Genomic DNA, 15,155 nt, shown 5'->3' with positions numbered 1-15,155 from the left:
GGAGACAAAGGAGCGAATCCTCAACAAAACGATTGACGATGACGACGACGGCGACGCGTTTTTGGATGAAAAGTCGTCGGATGCCGGTGTGGCTAATTCCCGTGACGACACCGGGCGTAGCGCCGGCTCAACCAACTCCACTACTGTGAAGCCCACGGCGTCAGCCGCTAACACTAAGAGGACGGCACCCGCGGAGTCCACCAGCAGCAACAAGAAACCTGCGTCCTCTACAATGACGGAGAAGTCGATCCCGTCGTCCTCTGTGAAGAAAGCTGCAGTGAGTGGGACCAGTGTGGCTACTTTTGGTGCTACGTCCTAGACGTTGGCCCTGTATTCATCACTGTGTCTGCAGATATCGATAGTTTTGTGATGTACAGTACAATTTATATCGATATATGAAATAGGTTACAGTGAAGTGGCTTTGGGTGACAAAATTGTGCAACAAGCTGGTGAGCCGGATAACAAAAGTCTACTGTATGCAGATAGCTCCAAAAATACCAGCTTGAGAGGCATTTCAATGCACACGAATCGTTCGACCCGTAACCGGATAACCGTGGCAACAGCCGTTACTGCTCTCGTGGCTGCTCTGTCACCGGCCCTCGCTTCAGCAGCACTCGCCCCAGTAGACGAGTTCGGCGGCTACCCCGCTCCCTACTCTGATGAATACGGCATGCCCACCGAGGGTTATGGCCCGGCACAGACTGTGTGGGGTAAAGCTTCCCGCTACGACCACAAGAATCCTGGACGCACCCCCGAAGGTGCCAACAACTTCAACTGCAAGCCCAAGGTTAAGGGTGCACTCCCCATCGTCCTCGTCCCCGGAACTGGCGAGTCTGCCTACGCCACGTGGGCATACTATGCTCCTGAACTGACCCGGCGCGGATACTGCGTCTACACCTTCAACTACGGTCCTGCGCTTGCAACCGTGGGCAATAAGTTCGCACAGGCGTCTCTCCCCTTCGAAGGTGACCTCCACGCGTCCGCCAAGGCTCTTGGGAAATTCGTCAACATGGTTCTGAAGCGCACGGGCGCCCCCAAGGTTGACTTCATTGGTCACTCCCAGGGCGGCGGTGTCCTCCCCAACGCCTACATCAAGTGGTACGGCGGAAATAAGACAGTGCGCCACACTGTTGGCCTGGTAGCCTCCAACTTCGGCACCAACCTCAGCCTCGGATCTATCCCCGTGGTAGACCCCACCACCGGCACCATGCTGGCCTTCATCCCCAACCCCCTCACCCTCGCCTCCTCCAACTACGGCAGCGGTAAGGGCCTCTCTGACGTCATCGACACCATCCCCGGTGGACGTGACCTCATGGTCAAGGTAATGAATGCCGCCAACATGACCTCCAGCGAACAGCAGACCAAGAACTCTGAGTTCCTCAAGAAGTACAGCAGCACCCCCATCACCATGCCGGGTGTCAAGTACACCGTCATCACCACCCGCTTCGATGACGTCGTTACCCCCTACCGTAACGCCTTCATCTTCGAGCCCGGTGTCACCAACGTTGTGGTCCAGGACTACTGCGCCAACGACCACTCCGACCACTTCACCTTCTCCTACGATCCCAATGCCCTCGAGATCGCCGTCAACGCACTTCAAGGCAACGCCAACAAGCCCATCAAGTGCCGCGCCAAGGCATTCGGAATCTAAGTGACATCTGAATAACAACACAAACGAATAAGCTGTGGGCACGCGCAAGGGTGCCCACAGCTGCATTTCCACGAATAATCCTGACAACATCCACAAACCCGCCCCAAAACACCCTTGGCGATGTGAATTGATGGGTGGGGAAGAAAAATCAGAAGATACAGGGGAAAATACTACTCACGCTGGCGAAGGAAGCCGGTTTTCACTCTAGTATGAGGTTTGACTGGTGTAGTTCGTAGGGGTGCGGGACTCTTCTCTGTACTTCAGTGAAAGATCAGGATTATGGACGATAAAAAGCTGCTTGCCCGTATAGAAGAAATGGAATCGATTCTTAATCGCGTTACGGCATTACTGGGCGAAGCTGACAGTGTTCTCACTGAGATTGAGGGCGCCGTACCCTCTTATGAAAAACTCAAGGAGTATTACTGTGGTCCTCTTCAAAGAGCGGACGTTGACGCTTACAATGCGGGAAATATTCCACCAGACGTGCCATGCGGAGTCCTCTCCGAGGATGCCATCTATGACCTGTTCTTTGAGTATCAGAACATCGCGATTCGCATGCTTGAATTAGCCACCACGATGGTAAAAACCGCCTGATCGCACGGCAGCCATAGCGGAGTTAAAGGCCATACTAATGGTCAACCCTCAGGTGATTATGCTGTGCCGGCCATACCCAAAAATGAATATGGCCGACACAGCGTTAGCAATTACTTATTTTTTGAGTAGTGCGGTGAGAGGTAGACCCTTAAGCATTTGGATGGTGAGGGTCTTAGTAGATTTCGCGTGGGGGACCATAAGATGCCCTGCCCGTTCTGCGGGATAATAATCCTGGAGGAGAACGTTTTTGTAGTTGCCGGTGGGGGAGTACATGAAGTTAATTTGGTAGGGCATCGCCATTTCGTCGTATTTGCTGGTGAGGTTGTAGTAAATGATGCCAGCGAGCGCTTCACCATTCTCATTGAGTCTCGTAACGACCGGCCCCCAGGGGTCGAAGTCGACGCAGGTGCCGAAGCCCAGGCAGTTTCCAGTGAAGTTGGTTGCGATAGCACCAAAGGGAGAACCCTGGAGAAGACCTGAGTAGTTAATGACTTTAGCGACGTACTGCGCGCCTCCATGGTTTTTCATCCAGCTCTGGTTGATAAGGCCAGACTGTGAATAGGTAATAATGTTGACCTTTTTTGCGCCTGTTTTCTTGAGGACACTCTTGACAAAAGCGTCGACAGATTCAGCGTAGGCATCCATATGGTCATAAAGCGTGGGGGATTCTTTGAGGGAAGTCTTTAGCGGATCCCATTCAAAAAACTGCATGCCCGCAGCGGTGATGTTCTTCTTCACATCACTGTTGAGTAGCGCAACGTCGTTAGCTCCGCTCAAGTACACAACAGGTAGCGACGAAGTGTCACGGGTGGTGAAAGTTCGAGGGCTGGGAGCAGCGTTAGCAGCAGGAGACAATGTCATAAGGAAGACGGCAGTTACTGCGGTGCATGCAAGAGTGCGGTGTTTCATGAGTATGAGAGAGTCTCGATCCATATAGAAGAAGCGGCACGTTCCTCCGATTCAACGTCCAAGGAACGTCTTAGCCACCGAGTATAGCGGGCTGCAAGGAGCGAAGAAGTAGATTCGCACAACATATTTAACTGAATCCAGGGTGCAGGCAGGTTTCTCAGCCTCGTTTTTCTCAGCCTCATTCTTTATAGTCCCGTCAGTACGCAAGTTAAGTCGATCCTTTGATGTAGCCACACTCGCCTGCCGGCTCCACCGCACCCGCTGCGTGCCGTTTACCGGCCTCGATGTGCATCTTTTCCCCCACAACGCCTATCCTGGAACCAGCACTATGCAGCGAAATCCGCGCGTCCCACGGCTCATGGTTCCCGGCTCACGGCTCCCGGACTGCGGTCTCCCGGCTACGAGCCTACGGCCACGGTCCCACGGTCTTACGGGCACGGGTTCAGGGACTCAGGGCTCTATGTCAACCCGTGCCCCATCCGCGCACTTCGCCGCACGCACACCTTTCACCTGTAGCCTCACCCCAGGAGAAGCACATCGTGTCGGAGAACATCGAAATCGGCCCCGCCTACCGCTACGGCGCCAAGCTGGCCGTCCAGATTGAACCCCGCTGGCAAAAAGAATGGCAAAAACGCCACACCTTCGAAGCCCCCAACCCCGTAGGGGACCTCGCCCCCGCCAACAGCTCCGACGTCCCCGCCGACAAACTCTTCGTGCAGGACATGTTCCCCTACCCGTCCGGCGCCGGCCTGCACGTCGGCCACCCACTGGGCTACATCGCCACCGATGTCTTCGCCCGCTACAACCGTATGCTGGGCCACAACGTCCTCCACACCCTCGGCTACGACGCCTTCGGCCTGCCCGCCGAACAGTACGCGGTACAAACTGGCACCCACCCGCGCACCACCACCGAAGCCAACATTCAGAACATGGAACGGCAGCTCGGCCGCCTGGGTCTCGGCCACGACAAGCGGCGCGCCTTCGCCACCACCGACGTGGACTACTACCGCTGGACCCAATGGATCTTCCTGCAGGTCTACAACGCCTGGTACGACACCGCCGCCACCAACGCCACTGGCAGCCAAGGCAAAGCCCGCCCCATTTCCGACCTCATCGCCGCCTACGAAGACGGCTCCCGCAGCCTCGACGGCGCGTGCGACGGCAAATATGACGGCCGCACCTGGGCCGACCTGGACAAGGCGGAGCGCGCCGACGTCATCGACTCGCAGCGCCTGGTCTACCGCAGCAACAGTGCCGTCAACTGGTGTCCCGGCCTGGGCACCGTGCTGGCCAACGAAGAAGTGACCGCCGAAGGTAAGTCCGAGCGCGGCAACTTCCCCGTGTTCCGCAAGAACCTCAGCCAGTGGATGATGCGCATCACCGCCTACTCCGACCGCCTCATTGACGACCTTGTCGCCCTCGACTGGCCGGACAAGGTAAAAGCCATGCAGCGCAACTGGATCGGCCGCTCCCAGGGCGCCTATGTGGACTTCGCCATCTCCACCGAACGCAAGCAAGGCACCCCCATCACGGTGTTCACCACCCGCCCCGACACCCTCTTCGGCGCCACCTACATGGTGCTTGCCCCCGAGCACAGCCTGGTCGATCTCATCCTCGCCCCTTCCTGGCCGGCCGCCCTCACCACCGGCGAGGACATCCCGGACTGCTGGAAGGGTGACGATGGCACCGGCAACCCCTGCGAAAGCCCCGCCGATGCCGTCCGCAATTACCGCCTGGCCATCGCCGCCAAGTCCGACCTGGAACGCCAGGAAAACAAGGAGAAGACCGGCGTCTTCACCGGCGCCTACGCCGTCAACCCCCTCAACAACAAGCACATCCCCATCTTCATCGCCGACTACGTGCTCACCGGCTACGGCACTGGCGCCATCATGGCCGTGCCCGCCCACGACACCCGCGACTTCGAATTCGCCACCAAGTTCGGCCTCGACATCATCGACGTTGTTGACGGCGGCGAACACGACCAGGACGGTAACCTCACCGAGGCCTACGTTGGTGACGGCACCCTCATCAACTCCAGCCGCGAAGGTGGCCTGGACATCAACGGCCTCACCATCGCCGATGCAAAAGCCGCTACCATCGCCTACCTGGAGGAGAACAACGCCGGCGCCGGCACCATCCAATACAAACTGCGCGACTGGCTCTTCGCCCGCCAACGCTACTGGGGCGAACCGTTCCCCATCGTCTACGACGAAGACGGCCTAGCCCACGCCCTCCCCGAAAGCATGCTCCCCATCGAGCTGCCCGAAGTGGAGGACTACAAGCCCGTCAGCTTCGCCCCCGACGACGCCGACTCCGTCCCCAGCCCGCCGCTCGCTAAAGCCACCGATTGGGTCAACGTTGAACTCGACCTGGGTGACGGCCTCCAAACCTACACCCGCGACACCAACGTCATGCCCCAGTGGGCCGGCTCCTCCTGGTACCAGCTGCGCTACATCGACCCCACTAACGAGGACATCTTCTGCGACATCCGCAACGAAGAATACTGGGTGGGCCCCCGCAAGGAACAACACGGCGAGCAGGACCTGGGCGGCGTCGACCTCTACGTGGGTGGCGTCGAACACGCCGTCCTGCACCTGCTCTACAGCCGCTTCTGGCACAAGGTCCTCTTCGACCTGGGCTACCTGAGCTCCGCCGAACCCTACCGCAAGCTCTTCAACCAGGGCTACATCCAGGCCTTCGCCTACACCGACGAACGCGGCACCTACGTGCCCGCCGCCGAAGTAGAAGAACGCGATGGCCGCTACATCTGGACCCCCACCGAAGCGTCCCAACTGATCGCCCAAAACTGCGGCGTGGCCGTGGGTGAGGAGCTGGAGGTCAACCGCGAATACGGCAAGATGGGCAAGTCCCTCAAGAACGCCGTCAGCCCCGACGAAATCTGTGACACCTACGGTGCCGACACCCTGCGCGTCTACGAGATGAGCATGGGCCCGCTCGACCAGTCCCGCCCCTGGGCCACCAAAGACGTCGTCGGCGCCCACCGCTTCCTGCAGCGCGTCTGGCGCCTGGCCGTCAACGAGGACACCGGCGAGCTCACCACCACCGACGAAATGCTGGACGACGAAGCCACTAAGCACCTGCACCGCACTGTGGCCGCTGTTCGCGAAGAGTACAGCAACCTGCGAGACAACACCGCCATCGCCAAGCTCATCGAATACACCAACTTCCTCACCAAGAAGTACGGTGGCGCCAAGGGCCTGGACGGGGTACCGCAGGCGGCAGTGGAGCCGCTGGTGCTCATGCTCGCCCCCGTCGCCCCGCACATCTGCGAGGAACTGTGGGAACGCCTAGGACATGACGAGTCCTTGGCCCACGCCGCCTTCCCCACATTTGACGAGAAGTGGCTGGTGGACGACTCTGTGGAGATCCCGGTGCAGGTGAACGGCAAAGTCCGCGCCCGCATTCAGGTGCCGGTGGACGCCGACCGCGACACTCTACAGTCCGTCGCCCTCGCCGACGAGAAGGTGGTGGAGTTGCTGGACGGCAAGGAGCCCGTGAAGGTTATTGCGGTCCCCGGCCGCATGGTGAACCTGGTGGTGAAGGGCTAGCAAGCCACCGTCACCTCTATACCTGCTATTGGGAGCACCCCCGGCTTGCTATGCTGGGGGTGTTCCTGTCTTTAGCTTCCGTCGCCGCGGGAACGCCATCGACATTGAGGAGTACCAATGAAGACGAAGTCCGTGGGTGCCGCTCTGCTGGCCATCACCCTGGGTGCCACCTGCCTGGCTGGATGCAGCAATGATGATGACGCTGCCGTCACTAGCACCCAGACCACCTCGAAGACCGCCACTGTCACTAGCACGGTGGAGAAGAAGACCGAGGTGAAGAAGGGCAAGGGCGGCAAGGTTGAGGAGAAGAGCGTGGAGGTGCGTACCTCGTCCTCCACCTCGGCCCCTACCAGCAAGAAGTCCAGCAAGGCCACTAAGACCAAGAAGGCCACTAAGACCAGCAAGAAGCCGGCCCCCACCAGCACCTCCGATGGTCCGGTGCTGGTGCCCGGTAATGACGACGGCCCCGTCGTCGGCTACTAAGGTACTGAGCCACTGAGGTACTGAGCCACTAGGCTAACAAGCTACTAAGCTCGGCGCGCTGCGGTACCGATAACCGCGTAAGGCATGGAGAAGGCCGGCTAGCACGTACGCTAGCCGGCCTTCCACTGTGACAACGTCACGAGCGTGACAGGCCGAAGCCTTCACCCGCACATTTCATGGTGTTAGTTCCCTTGGGATTGTTTGCCGTGGTAGACCCGCAGTCCATCTGCCGGCACCTGTCCCATACGGCCGGCCTGGAAGTCCTCAATGGCCTGCGCTAACTCGGCACGCGTGTTCATGACGAACGGACCCCACTGGGCGACGGGCTCGCCGATGGGCTGGCCGCCCAGCAGCAGTAGCTCCAGGTTGGGGGAGCGGCCGTCCTGCAGTTCGTCGGCGCGGGCTACAATGCGGTCGCCGGTGCCGAGTACCGCCAGTTGGCCCTCGTAGATGGGGCGGGCGGTGCCGTCAGCCCCCGCGGTGCCGATGCTGCCGCGGCCGGACAGTACGTAGACGAGTGCGTTGTAGCTGGGGTTCCAGGGGATGTCCATTTCCGCGCCGGAGTAGAGGGTGGCGTGGGCCATGTTGATGGGGCTGTGGGTGCTGCCCGGGCCCTTGTGGCCATCGATTTCGCCGGTGATGATGCGGATGAGGGCGCCGCCGTCGGAGGAGGTTACGAGCGTCACCTGGTTGCGGTCGATGCCCTGGTAGGAGGGTTGGACGAATTTGTCGCTGGCGGGCAGGTTGACCCACAGTTGCACGCCGTGGAACAGGCCGCCCTTGTCGACGAGCTCGTTTGGTGGTTTTTCGATGTGGAGGATGCCGGAGCCGGCGGTCATCCACTGGGTGTCGCCGTCTTTAATGTTGCCGCCTCCACCGTGGGAGTCCTGGTGTTGGAATTCGCCGTCGATAATGTAGGTGACGGTTTCGAAGCCGCGGTGGGGGTGCCAGTCGGTGCCGCGGGCTTCGTTGGGCAGGTATTCGACCTCGCCCATCTGGTCCATGTGGACGAAGGGGTCGAGGACGCTCTTGGGGACGCCGGCGAAGGCGCGGCGGACGGGGAATCCGTCACCTTCGTAGCCGCTGGGGGCGGTGGTGATGGTGGAGACGGGGCGGTAAGTGTGGCTGTTGAGTTCGGCCAGTTCTGGATGTTTGATGTGGGGGAGGGTGAGGGTGTCTGCGGTTACGGCAGGCATGGTGGGCTCCTGTTCTGTGGGAAAACTAACTGCTAACTAATACCTAATAATCAGCCATATTTTGATTGGCTTCACTTAGCACAACGGAGCCTCCGCCGGTTTTATTTCCTCTCAATCCCCTCGGTGTTCGGTGACGGTGTGGGCGCCTGCGCGTTCGCCTGGACGCCTGAGTGCGCCTGCTGCCGTGCCAATGGCTACTTCGCTGATGGCTGCTGTGCCTGCGCTGGCGCTTTCGACCCAGCCTTCGGACGCGCCCAATTCTTCATGATCGGCTTGTCCACGTAGGTGTAGATGAGCCCGGACACTACCACGGACACCACAAACGCCAGCACGCTGAAGCCCAGCCACCCAGCCCAGCCGTAGCTCTTGCCGCCGATGAACGTCCGCGTCACCCACACCATCACCGGATACTGCACCATATAGAAGGCAAAGGACACATTACCCAGCCACACATTCGCCTTACTGCCCAAGAAGACGGTCTTGCCTTCCACATCGCGCCGGGCCAAGGTAGCAATGCACAGGGCAGTTGGCAGCAGGAACAGTACCGACATCTTGAAGTTGATGGGCACAAACCAGGTGGCGGCGTAGGAGGCGGCCAGCAGCAGGGCCGGCCACCAGATCTTGGTGTTGCGCCACCAGCCGGAGAGCACCAGTTCGCAGGCCAGCACACCCAGCCAGAACTCACCGAAGCGGGCCAGCGGGAAGTAGTAGCTCAGCCAGTAGCTGGGGTAGTAGGCGATGTGTTCGCGCTGGAACCAGCTGGGATCCGAGTTAGCAGGGTAGAACGGGCTGGTGGTGGTATCCAGGATGCGCACGGAGAAAGCGTTGTGAATACCCTTCGGCCCATCCGCAAGGAGGTAGAAGCACACGTGCATCACCACCAGCGTCACCAGGATGCTGGCAAAGGCAATGAGCAGTTGCTTGTTCGTCCGCAGCTTCTCCACCAGCGGTTTCAGCAGTGGGAAGGAGAAGTAGAAGAGCGTCTCCGAGCACAGCGACCACGCCGGCACATTGAGTGCACCCAGGTACGTCGACTGCGGGTTCCAGGTGTGCACCAGCAGTACTTCCGGCAGCCAGGTAATGAGCCGGCCGAACGGTACCGCCACCAGCGCCATCAGCATGAGGGTGGAGAGCCAGTGGGTGGGGAAGATTTTGAGGATACGGCGGCGGTAGAAGAGAAGGGGGGTGTCGTCGCTGCGGGACGAGTAGTAGATGATGAACCCCGACAGCAGGAAGAAAAAGGTGACGCCCAGCGACCCCAGCTGCATGGGGATGGCTTTGTGGAGGGTGACGAAGGCTTCCGTCCGTTGGAAGGGGTAGACGGGGAGGAAGATGACGCAGTGGAGGATGAACACTGCCAGTGCGGCGTACCAGCGGGCGCCCGTGAGGGAGGGGAGGGCGGGGCGGCGTGTGCCGGGCGCGAAAAGGGGCGTGGCTGGTTGCATAGCGCACATCCTACCGGTGGCCTGCAGATATACGAAAGCCCTTCCGGGCAGAGGGAAGAGCTTTCGTATATTCCGTTAGGAGGATGACACAACTGAACGCCACAGAGGTGCGGCACACTGGGGGTGTGGTGTCGTGAGGTGACGCTGCGGGCTTCGTGCCGTGTGCAGTTCGCCGCTTCACGTCCCTAGTGTGCGCAGGGTGGGTGAGGTGCGCGCGATGCGCAGGTTGACGTGCGCGCTAGGTGTGCGCAGGGTGCGCAGAGTACGCGCTAGGTGCGCGCGGTGGGCGTTAGTTAGCGGTGCCGGCTGCGGCGATTTCGCGGGCGACCCAGTTTTCCACCTCGAAGACGGTGGCACCCTTGGCTTCGACGATGGTGAGGAGGCGGTTGAAGTAGGCCTCTTCTTCGAGCTGCTCGTCAACGAACTTCTTGATGAAGGATTCGCCGGGGAAGTCGTAGGAGTCGCGGGCGACGCGGGCGAGCTTGTCGATCTTGGCGGTGACGAACTGCTCCTGCTTGAGGGCTTCGCGGACCGGCTCGACGATACCGTCGTAGTCGTTGCGGACGGCCGGTACGGCGGGGACGTCGGGCTTGATGTTGGCGTCTTGCAGGTACTGGATCATCTGCATGGCGTGGTTGTATTCCTCGGTGGCGTGGGTTTTGAAGACGCCTGCCATTTGGGGCATGTCGAGGTTGTCGTAGTGGATGAACATGGCCAGGTACTGGTTGGAGGAGGCCAGTTCGTGTTCGATCTGCTCTTGCAGCAGCTTGTGGAATTCAGAGTTAGCTCTTGTCATACTTTCATTCAACTCGTTCCCTTATCTTTTCGCAAGCAATGCAAGGCTACAGTTATAAATCATGGTGGAGCCTTCACCAGCAGAGATAGGGTGACGAGTCCCGAGGAAAATCGTCGACAGCGAAAAAGAGAGGGTGTAACGCATCTCGCAGCGGAACCGATAAAGAGGGCATGACGCAAAAAACCGTATTTGTTTCCGGTGCCGGACGTGGCATCGGCCGCGACATCGCTGAACGATTCGCCCAGGAAGGCTACCTCGTCGGTGCCTACACCCGTTCGGGACACTTCGAATGGGGACAGAACGATCCCAACGTTGTGCAAGGCAAAATGGACTCCTCGGACCCCGAGGACTACAAGCGCGCCATCGAAGACTTCATGAAGCACACCGATGGTCGCCTCGACATTCTCATCAATAATGCCGGCGTCGCCGTCATCGGTGAATTTGAAACCCAGAAGTTCGAAGACGAAAAGCGCCTCTTCGACGTCAACGTTATGGGCTATATCAACGGCATCCACGCCGCCCTGCCCTACCTCAAGAACACCCCCGGTGCCCAGATCGTCAACATCTCCTCCGCCGCCTCCTTTGTCGGCACTCCGGACCTGGCCGTCTACTCCGCCGCCAAGTTCGCCATCCGTGGCCTCACCGAAGCCCTCGATATTGAATTTATGAAGTATGGCATCCGCATCATCGATGTGAACCCGCTCTTCGTCAAGACCGACATGGTGGAAAAGGAACTCGAAAAGGGCTACACCATCCCGATTCTCAAGACCCTCGGTCTCAAGCTCACCGCCAGCGACGTCACCGATGTCGTCTGGACCGCCACCCGCCCGGAGAAGCAGAAGAGCACTCGCCTCCACTGGGCCGTCGGCAAGCAGGCCCGCGTTCTCAGCCACCAGCACTTCATGCCCAACGCTGTGCCGCGTGCTCTCACCCGTGCCATGGCTAAGCGCAACGCCAAAAAAGGCCAGTAAGCGCTAACACCCCCACACGAGAACACCTCCACACCCCCTCAGCCAACATCCCGGCTGAGGGGGTGTGTGCAACCAGCGGTAACTTCCAGAGCACGTGCTGGATAAAAGATTAGAATGAGCTGATAAAGCACATCTCCCGAAACCTGTGCTCTTTATTACGCAGCATGCGGTGACGCCGCATTCCCACTACTCACAGAGATAGGACCACTCCCATGCGGAATCGTATTCTCTCCGGCGCAGTCGCCATGGTGTCTGTAGTTGCCATCAGCTTCGGTACTGTCAGCACTGCCGCCGCTGCAACCTACAATCCCTACCCGCACCAGATCCACGGCATGGTGGCTCCCACCGCCAAGGTGACCGACGGCTACTTCACTTCCACGAGCCCCGACCACGCCAAGATCTACTACAAGTACAACACCCTGGCGAATCCCAAGGCAGCTGTTGTGCTCGTTCACGGTCTCGCCGAACACCTCGGCCGCTACGATTACCTGACCTACCGCCTCAATATGGCTGGTTTTAGCGTCTACCGCATGGACCACCGCGGCCACGGCAAGTCTGCTGCTCCCAACACCGCCACCAAGAAGGGAAACGTTAACTCCTTCGACTACATGGTCGACGATGTTCACCATGTACTGATGTCCGCTAAGGCACAGAACAAGGGCAAGAAGGTCTTCGTGATCGGCCACTCCATGGGTGCCATGGCTACCGAGGCCCTCGAAACCAAGTACCCCAACGATATGGACGGCACCATCACCAACGGTGGCGGCATCGTCGTCAACCCCTACGGCAAGAACACCCTCGAGCCGCAGTACATCAGGGCAAAGAAGCTCCCCGCTGCCAACGATAAGATTGAACCTTCCCTTTCCGAGAAGTACCCTCTCACCAAGATTCTGGCATTCAAGACCGTGCTTCCTTCCGTGGTTTCCAGCAAGCCCGGCGACAAGATCTCCCTCGAGAGCCCCAAGGTTCTTCAACAGGTGGACATTCCTAACGCACTGGCCTCCGGCGTCTGCTCCGACAGCGTCGTCACCGAGGACTACACCAAGGACCCGCTGAACTCTAAGGAATTCAGTGCTTCCACTGCAGTCCAGGTCCTCGCTGGCCTCCGGTACGCAGCAGCCCACGCTAAGAACTACACCCGTCCGACCCTCATCATGCACGGTCAAAAAGATGGACTTGTCCCCTACGCATTCAACGTCAACTGGTACAACGCAGTCGCCTCCAAGGATAAGCACATGGTGATTTGGCAAGGTCTCATGCACGAAACCTTTAACGAGGTTGTGCGTGACGAAGTCATCGACTACGCCATCGGATGGCTCAACCGCCACGTTTAAACCCGTCGACGGGGCCCGTCACCCTCTCCTCTGGTGACGGACCCACCCCGACGCGCTAACTGCATAACGCCACTACTGCCCCGATTCGAAAGAATTGGGGCAGTAGTCTATCCGCCAAATATTAATACAGTGACAGTGCCCATGGAGTCTCCAAACAGCCCCTCTGAGCATTGTTATTGGACAAATGACCTTATAAAACCGAAGTTCACGTGGTTATGTACAGATGAACAACACAAAAATAGTGTTGCAAAACTGTAACGAAAAAGCTCTCTAGATCTACACTGGTAACGTATATCTCTGGTGTATACACCTTGTAACGCTCCCACATCTCCTGAAAGGAACGCGCCCGTGTCACGCTGCGCCACGACAATCGTGTCTTTGGTGACGGCAGTAGCACTCGCAGCCCCTGCAGTAACTGCCCCGGCCCCCGCCGCAGCCACTACCGCACCCGCACTCCAATCCAGTGCCGCTGCGCAGAAATCCTACTGCGAAACCTCCGACGAGCTAACCTTCGGCGGAGTATTTAATCTGACTGTTGAGGCGATCTCGAAAACTTTTGCCGGTAATCCAGAACAGCAGGCAAAGTTTGAGAATAACGCCCGTAAATACGCTGCACGGTTGGGCAACTTGGAGATCAATCGACTCCTTGTGACCACCCCCGCCTCCCAAATCGGCGGCCCAGCCCGTGAAGTGGACGACCACGCCGTCAACCTTGTTGTCAGCACCCTTATGAAAGGGCGCGACAACGGGTGGAACGACACCGTCCAGCTGAAGAACATCACCATCAACGAAGCCATTGAGGCTGCCCTCACTGTGCTCTACTTCGGGTCCATCCCAGTGGAACTATGGGGGAAGGTTATGCCTGACCTTCTCCAAGTGAGCTTCCTCCACATCTTCAGCGTATCGCCGATGACACTCCCCAAGTTGACCGCCAAGTATGGCCCCAAACTTATCAAGAAGATTGCTGACTTCGTGCAGGGCAAACTGCAGAATGCCTGCCTCAGTACCAAGCCCTCTGGTTCTACTCCACACGAGTACAACCACAATCCCAAGCCCATCAAGAACCCCAACAAGTTCCCCGGCAAGCAGGCCATGAACGTGCAGAAGATCGTTGACGGCCTCAGCGTCGCCAGCGAAACCTGCCGCCCGCTCAGTGAATACACCCTCCGGGAAATCTCCACCGAGGTTGTTGATGGCATGCGTAAGCAGGTTCGTCCGGAATTTGCGAGCATCTTCAATTTTGCTGCCAAGGTTTATCTCGGCCAGCTTGAATTCATCAAGGTGAACCAGGGCACCATCCCCATGCGATCCGACCAGGTGGGCGGCCTCATCGAACTCATCGATGACCCGACCGTCACCTACGTCTACACCGTTGGCACTTCCCCATTTGATGGACGTGCCTGGAAGTGGATTCCAGCAGGTGACCTTACCGTTGAAAACGGCATGAACACCTACACGCTCGTGGCTGACATCGCTGAGAAAATCACCAGCATTATGTGGAAGCTCATTGTCCAGGGTGTTGGTGACAAGATTGCCACCAAGGCCGTCCAGATGGTCATCCCCGGCTTCGGTGAAGCGGTGTGTGGCGTCCCAGGTTTTGTTGGCGGCAAGGTTGTAGGAGCTATCCCTGGCAAACTTATTGAAGAGGGCGTAGCTGCCGTAGTTGGCGTTCCCGTTGTCAGCAAGGTTGCCGGCAAGGCCGTTGCCAGCGCTCTTCCAGTGAAGATTTCCACAAAGGTTATCGGAACGGTTGCCGGTAAACTCGCCACCAAGATCATCGATACAGAGATCGGTAAACCTTGCGAGACAGCATGGAGCATCCTCGGTCTCCCCGAGTGGTCCCTCCAGGTCGTTCCCGACTTTGTGCCGCTCATGTTCTTCTACCCCGACTATGTCCATCCGGTGGTGCACGGTGTGACCCGCTCCATCTGCCTCACCCGGGACCAGGGCAAGCCCGCCCAGTGGCGTCGCAGCCCCGACATGATCGAAGAGGACGCGGAACTTGCCGCCAAGCGTGGCGAGTACACGCTCCCCTCAGATCTGTACTTCACCGTTCCACTGATCAACAAACAGCTCCCGAAGCCCTTCGGACGCGACAAGAAGTGGAAGAAGCACGACAAGGACGTCCCGAAGCGCGAAGGCGTCTTCGACACGATCCCGCAGGCCACCGTCACCCCGGCGAAAGCCTAACGCAGACACAAAAGAAC

General features: G+C 58.8%; 12 protein-coding genes. 8 read left to right on the top strand and 4 right to left on the bottom strand.

Translation table 11 applies throughout. The annotated features are described in order from the left end of the window. From Q0X28_RS02115 to Q0X28_RS02105, 3 genes are all read left to right on the top strand, one after another. The coding region (locus tag Q0X28_RS02115; RefSeq protein ID WP_298575969.1) for a hypothetical protein at positions 1–319 on the top strand (319 nt) is incomplete at its 5' end. A 198-nt stretch (positions 320–517) separates the two neighbouring features. Next, positions 518–1,651 carry a hypothetical protein gene (locus Q0X28_RS02110; RefSeq protein ID WP_290598810.1) on the top strand — a complete coding sequence of 378 codons (1,134 nt, stop codon included), beginning with the start codon at positions 518–520 and terminating at the stop codon, positions 1,649–1,651. Positions 1,652–1,930: 279 nt separating this feature from the next. Then, positions 1,931–2,245, top strand: coding sequence for a DUF4298 domain-containing protein (locus Q0X28_RS02105; protein ID WP_290598809.1), 315 nt, complete (start codon positions 1,931–1,933; stop codon positions 2,243–2,245). 114 nt (positions 2,246–2,359) lie between these two features. Here the strand turns inward: Q0X28_RS02105 and Q0X28_RS02100 are convergent, their stop codons facing one another. Further along, positions 2,360–3,154 carry a triacylglycerol lipase gene (locus Q0X28_RS02100; RefSeq protein ID WP_298575967.1) on the bottom strand — a complete coding sequence of 265 codons (795 nt, stop codon included), beginning with the start codon at positions 3,152–3,154 and terminating at the stop codon, positions 2,360–2,362. A gap of 539 nt (positions 3,155–3,693) precedes the next feature. Here Q0X28_RS02100 and Q0X28_RS02095 point away from each other — a divergent pair. Together Q0X28_RS02095 and Q0X28_RS02090 are read left to right on the top strand one after the other, a co-directional pair. Next, positions 3,694–6,723 (top strand): leucine--tRNA ligase, encoded by a 3,030-nt coding sequence (locus tag Q0X28_RS02095; RefSeq protein WP_298575964.1) that lies wholly within the window; start codon positions 3,694–3,696, stop codon positions 6,721–6,723. Positions 6,724–6,840: 117 nt separating this feature from the next. Beyond that, positions 6,841–7,206: a hypothetical protein gene (locus tag Q0X28_RS02090; RefSeq protein WP_296239554.1), complete on the top strand. Its 366-nt coding sequence runs from the start codon at positions 6,841–6,843 to the stop codon at positions 7,204–7,206. 182 nt (positions 7,207–7,388) lie between these two features. On the opposite strand, the gene Q0X28_RS02085 is transcribed toward Q0X28_RS02090, so the two are convergent. The 3 genes from Q0X28_RS02085 to Q0X28_RS02075 form a co-directional block, all read right to left on the bottom strand. Then, positions 7,389–8,402, bottom strand: coding sequence for a pirin family protein (locus Q0X28_RS02085; RefSeq protein ID WP_298575962.1), 1,014 nt, complete (start codon positions 8,400–8,402; stop codon positions 7,389–7,391). Between the two features lie 194 nt (positions 8,403–8,596). After that, a complete protein-coding gene (locus Q0X28_RS02080) occupies positions 8,597–9,847 on the bottom strand; it encodes an acyltransferase (RefSeq protein ID WP_298575957.1) in 1,251 nt (416 codons plus the stop codon). Positions 9,848–10,136: 289 nt separating this feature from the next. Then, positions 10,137–10,643 (bottom strand): ferritin, encoded by a 507-nt coding sequence (locus tag Q0X28_RS02075; protein ID WP_298575954.1) that lies wholly within the window; start codon positions 10,641–10,643, stop codon positions 10,137–10,139. Positions 10,644–10,813: 170 nt separating this feature from the next. Between Q0X28_RS02075 and Q0X28_RS02070 the strand changes: the two genes are divergently transcribed. The 3 genes from Q0X28_RS02070 (at position 10,814) to Q0X28_RS02060 (ending at position 15,138) form a co-directional block, all read left to right on the top strand. Continuing rightward, positions 10,814–11,614 (top strand): SDR family oxidoreductase, encoded by an 801-nt coding sequence (locus tag Q0X28_RS02070; protein WP_298575953.1) that lies wholly within the window; start codon positions 10,814–10,816, stop codon positions 11,612–11,614. 212 nt (positions 11,615–11,826) lie between these two features. Then, positions 11,827–12,948 (top strand): alpha/beta hydrolase, encoded by a 1,122-nt coding sequence (locus Q0X28_RS02065; RefSeq protein ID WP_298575951.1) that lies wholly within the window; start codon positions 11,827–11,829, stop codon positions 12,946–12,948. A 348-nt stretch (positions 12,949–13,296) separates the two neighbouring features. Then, positions 13,297–15,138, top strand: coding sequence for a hypothetical protein (locus Q0X28_RS02060; protein ID WP_298575949.1), 1,842 nt, complete (start codon positions 13,297–13,299; stop codon positions 15,136–15,138). Positions 15,139–15,155: the final 17 nt, after the last annotated feature.

The sequence above is a fragment of the uncultured Lawsonella sp. genome, assembly GCF_947252745.1.
In the GTDB taxonomy this organism is placed as follows: domain Bacteria; phylum Actinomycetota; class Actinomycetes; order Mycobacteriales; family Mycobacteriaceae; genus Lawsonella.
This window is presented reverse-complemented; position numbering and strand designations above follow the sequence as displayed.

Bases quoted from the DNA above. Each gene is read 5' to 3' on its own strand.
- Q0X28_RS02110 (WP_290598810.1), top strand. From the start codon at position 518: ATGCACACGAATCGTTCGACCCGTAACCGGATAACCGTGGCAACAGCC.
- Q0X28_RS02105 (WP_290598809.1), top strand. From the start codon at position 1,931: ATGGACGATAAAAAGCTGCTTGCCCGTATAGAAGAAATGGAATCGATT.
- Q0X28_RS02100 (WP_298575967.1), bottom strand. From the start codon at position 3,154: ATGAAACACCGCACTCTTGCATGCACCGCAGTAACTGCCGTCTTCCTT.
- Q0X28_RS02090 (WP_296239554.1), top strand. From the start codon at position 6,841: ATGAAGACGAAGTCCGTGGGTGCCGCTCTGCTGGCCATCACCCTGGGT.
- Q0X28_RS02085 (WP_298575962.1), bottom strand. From the start codon at position 8,402: ATGCCTGCCGTAACCGCAGACACCCTCACCCTCCCCCACATCAAACAT.
- Q0X28_RS02080 (WP_298575957.1), bottom strand. From the start codon at position 9,847: ATGCAACCAGCCACGCCCCTTTTCGCGCCCGGCACACGCCGCCCCGCC.
- Q0X28_RS02075 (WP_298575954.1), bottom strand. From the start codon at position 10,643: ATGACAAGAGCTAACTCTGAATTCCACAAGCTGCTGCAAGAGCAGATC.
- Q0X28_RS02070 (WP_298575953.1), top strand. From the start codon at position 10,814: ATGACGCAAAAAACCGTATTTGTTTCCGGTGCCGGACGTGGCATCGGC.
- Q0X28_RS02065 (WP_298575951.1), top strand. From the start codon at position 11,827: ATGCGGAATCGTATTCTCTCCGGCGCAGTCGCCATGGTGTCTGTAGTT.